Genomic DNA, 4224 nt, shown 5'->3' with positions numbered 1-4224 from the left:
TGAAGCCCATGTTCGTCAACTTCCTGATGGCCACGAACGTGTTCGACATGCCGGCGGCCCTCTTCGCGAGGTACCTGGAGTTCTTCGACATCGAACGCGCGACGCCCATGCAGACCTGGGACCAGGGCACGCGCCGGATTTATGAACACCTGACGGCCGGATTCCGGGACAGGATATACCTCAACCGGCCGGTGCGTAAAGTGCACCGCCGGTCAGACTGCGTCGTGGTCGAGGACGCCGGCGGCGTGGAGGAGACGTTCGACGAGGTGGTCTTCGCGTGCAATGCAAACCAGACCTTGATGATGCTCGACCGGCCCACGTTCCTGGAGCGCTACCTGCTGTCGTCGATACGCTACGAGAGCGAACTCCACAACCACACGGTCGTGCACTCGGACGCTTCCGTCCTTCCGGAGAACGAAGTGAGACCGCTGGAAACGCGGAGCAATCATATCGAACAGTACGGCGCCAGGCCGGACAACTACGAAATCACCTACATCATGCACAACCAGCAGCCATGGGCCAGCCGGTCCGACAGGCCCTGCCTGGTGACCTACAACCCCGTCAGTCCGATCGATGAGCAAAAGATCGTCAAGAAGTGCTGGTTCCAGCATATCGTGCACGACGTGCGCCACGTCGCATGGCTCGTCCAACTGTTCCGCTTCATCCAGGGCAGGCGGCACACCTGGCACTGCGGCGCCCACACCCTGGTGAACAGCCAGGAGACCTGCTTCGTGACCGGTCTCGCCGCTGCCCGGCAGATCGGGGCGGATTATCCTTTCCGCGATCCCGAGACCCGGCGTATCTTTAATTATTACGGAAGCATCCTGTACGGCTGGCGTTTTCGAAAAGCAAGCGGCTGAGCACCTTCGCTGTTCTTGCGAACGGCTCCATCGCCTGTGAGGACCTGAAACATGAACGAAAACACCACAGAACAGACCGCCGGTCCTGCGGCAAACACCACCGCGGACCGGCCCGTCCCAGCCGCTCTCACGGCACTTCCGCCCTTCCCTGAAGGCTGGTATCTGGTAACGACCCGCGAAACACTCCAGCGGAAAACCTGATCGAGAAGATGTGGATGGGGAAGGATATCGTCGCCTGGTGCGACGAGGAGGGCCGCGTCTGCGTGGCCGACGCTGTTTGCCCGCACCTGGGTTCCGACCTGGGGCCGAAAGTCGGCGGCAAGGTATGCGACGGGCGCCTGGTCTGCCCGTTCCACGGGTTCGAGTTCGATACGACCGGCCATTGCGTTGCGACGCCCAACGCCCCGGCGCCGAAAGCCGCTAAACTCACGGTGTATGAAACCCGGGAGATCCTCGGCCTGGTCTTCGCCTGGTACGGGCTGGACGCCAGGCCTTCCCACTGGCACCTGCCGGACGATCCGCCCACCGGCGCGGAATGGGGCGAAGTTGGATTCAGGCCCCTCCGGTTTCGCAGCCATCCCCAGGAAACCGCGGAGAACTCGGTGGACTTCGGGCACCTGCGCTATGTACACGGCTACGACAATGTGAACCCGGTCGGTTCGATTACGGTGGAAGGCGCCTATCTGAGGAGTTGCTTCGACTTCAGGCGCATTCGCCGGATCCTGGGAGTCAAGCACCTTGTCTACGAGGTTTCAGCCGTCACGCACATCCACAGACTGGGTTACTCCTTTGTCGAAATCCATGAGAAGACCATCGACATGCACGCAAGACTCTGGGTCCTTCCGACCCCTGTCGACGGCACCTTTATCGACCTCGTACTGGCCAGCCAACTGCAGGAAATCCGCAAACCCCGGCGGTTCATCACCGGACTGGGGTTCCTGCCGATGAAGTTTCGCAACAGACTGATGAATCATATCCTGCTTTCGCAGCAAAAGCAGGATGTCCTGTAGGACGTGGTGATCTGGGAACGGAAGCGGTATCGCACGCCCCCAGGCTGTGCGAGGCCGACGGCCCCATCGGCAGGTACCGGCGGTACTGCAGGCAGTTCTATCCGGAAAAGTCGACAGCTTGAGAAGGCGCGACATCCGCTGCCCGATGAGCTACCCGCCGCCCTCCGACTCCGCCAGGGCCTCCAGAATATCCTGCTGGATGAACTCCTCGTAGGCGTCCCGCGCCGGTAGCCCGGCCGCCTTCGACAGCATCTCCACGGCCCGCTCCCGACCGCCCTCACGATCGAGTTCAGGAAGCCTGAGCGCGTATTCAAACAGTATGGCCTTCGAGTCCGGGGCGAGTTCCAGGGCCCTTTCGTAATGCATGACCGCATTCTCCCGGTTTCCCTTGTACAGGAACCGGGCAACGCGCCCGGCAGCGGCGATGTCGGCATGCCAGCCCCCGAAGGCCATGTGTACCTCGGCGAAGTCGGGGTGGATATCGAGCGCGGTCTCGAGCAGCCCGCGGACCCGGCCCGCCAGGCCGCGGCGAAGGGCCGTCAGTATACCGACGTTCTGTGCATACCGGCCAACGGCGTGGGCGGACTGGTAATACGCTTCGGGATTGGTCGAATCGGCGCGCACCGCTTCCTCTCCGAGTTTCATCGCGCGTTCCAGGAATTCGTTCCGGTTATCCCTGTCCGCAACATGATGGCCGTACACCGCGAGCGACTGCGCCGCCAGGGCGTAGCCCCCAGAGGTCCCGATGGCTTCCGCGAGATCAGCCGCCTCCCGAAAACGGCCTTCCTCGAATGCGGTCCTGGCGTCATCGATCGTTTGGGCGTTCGCTACTGATTGTGCATTCGCACCGGTCACGAAGCTCAAACCGGTCACGCCGGCCACGACGGCAAGGCCGACCGCCAGGATCACGCGTTCCCCAACCGCCGCGATGCGGACCGATCGGGTTAAGAGCGCGAGTCCCCAAACTGCCGCGAACTGGACCAATTGGGTAAGGGTCATCTAAACATCCTGGTTCGATTCAACGGACGGGCAATTCGCACCAATGGCCTACGATGTGGATCGGGGTCAATCGGGTCTAAAAGGTTTGCGGGCCAGGAAACAGTACAGCGGCGTGAAGATCCCCGTCTTGCCACCCGAGACATAAGCGTCTGCGGTTCGATCAAGGAGTCGGATGACTTCCGTGGATCCCTTGGGAAGCAGGCGCAGCACTTCGGCCATCTTCGATCCCGCGATGATGGCTTTACGGCCCCATGGAAGCCTGCGCAGCGTGTTCCCCAACGTGCCGCGACGACTCTCCATTGAACGATACCAGGGCGTGGATGGTCCTTTCCGGACGTTTCGGTCCATCCCTTCGATGACGTGGAATCCCGCCGCTTCAAGCGCGCGATTAACTTCCCCGAACGTCGCGATGTCGTTCAGCGCGATGCCACGCTTGAGTTCCTGCTCAATGGCCCGGTGTCGGGCGTCTGTTGGATCGAACTTTTCGGTCAGGCACATTTCCTGACCCCAGAACAGTGCTCCTGGTTTGAGTACGCGGAATATCTCTGCGAACGCACGTTCCTTGTCTGGCGCATGGCACGTTGACTCGATGGCATAGCCCCGGTCGAACGTCTCATCTTCGAAGACACCCATATCCATAAAACTGCACGCCTCGTAATCGACCATGTGGCCGATTCCCGCCTCGGCGTTCAACTTCTTTGCCTTCCCCAGCTGGATTTCACTGATGTTGATTCCTACAACTCTGACACCGGCCTCACGGACGACGCGGCGCATTGGGCCACCGATACCACAACCAACGTCTACCACCGTCATGCCCTGTTGCAGTTCCAGTTTCGAGATCATCAACCGCTGATGCCGGACTATGGATTCCTCCAGACTCTCACCAGGTGTGAGCGGCACGAAATGCAGGGATTCGTTCCAACCCCACACCATAAACCCGCTGCAAAGGTCATAGTACTCTTTCACCGTTGCCGCGTGGTCGTACCCGCTCGCGCCATCGGCTCCCGGAGCCGCCCGCGCGATCCAGCCATCGAAGTGCCGGACACGCCCCTTGACGCCCGTTCCCTCGTACGCCTCCCGCAGTTCTTTGGATAGTTTACCCAATTCCAATGCTGTGGCATCTCCCCTGGAATTACATCTCCTCGGCATCAGACGCGTAGCTCGCGTCTCTGCTCGGAGATGACGAACTTCAGCTTCTTGCTTGGTTTCAAAGACGGAAACGGATTGAACCGCAGCTTGAAGTTTGCGGGCGACATTTCAATCTTGAAGTGGTGCGCCAGCATCAGCAGGTTGACGGCCAGTTGCAGTTCCATCCATCGGGTGCCGAGGCACATGTGCGTGCCCAGCCCGTACGG

General features: G+C 60.8%; 5 protein-coding genes. 2 read left to right on the top strand and 3 right to left on the bottom strand.

From position 1 onward, the window contains the following. A partial coding sequence (locus OXG98_08800; protein ID MCY3772104.1) for a hypothetical protein occupies positions 1-860 on the top strand: 860 nt, incomplete at its 5' end. Positions 861-1075: 215 nt separating this feature from the next. Next, positions 1076-1870 (top strand): Rieske 2Fe-2S domain-containing protein, encoded by a 795-nt coding sequence (locus OXG98_08795; protein MCY3772103.1) that lies wholly within the window; start codon positions 1076-1078, stop codon positions 1868-1870. A 150-nt stretch (positions 1871-2020) separates the two neighbouring features. Here OXG98_08795 and OXG98_08790 read toward each other — a convergent pair whose 3' ends face one another. From OXG98_08790 to OXG98_08780, 3 genes are all read right to left on the bottom strand, one after another. Then, entirely contained in the window at positions 2021-2869 is an 849-nt protein-coding gene (locus tag OXG98_08790; protein ID MCY3772102.1) for a hypothetical protein, read from the bottom strand. Positions 2870-2935: 66 nt separating this feature from the next. Next, on the bottom strand, positions 2936-3979 hold the full coding sequence (locus OXG98_08785) for a class I SAM-dependent methyltransferase (GenBank protein MCY3772101.1): 1044 nt from the start codon (positions 3977-3979) through the stop codon (positions 2936-2938). Between the two features lie 38 nt (positions 3980-4017). Then, positions 4018-4224 (bottom strand): hypothetical protein (locus OXG98_08780; protein ID MCY3772100.1); only part of this gene is annotated, 207 nt, incomplete at its 5' end.

This window comes from Gemmatimonadota bacterium, assembly GCA_026706345.1.
GTDB lineage: Bacteria > JAAXHH01 > JAAXHH01 > JAAXHH01 > JAAXHH01 > JAAXHH01.
The sequence above is the reverse complement of the archived record's forward strand: the minus strand, read 5'-3'. Positions and strand labels throughout refer to the sequence as shown.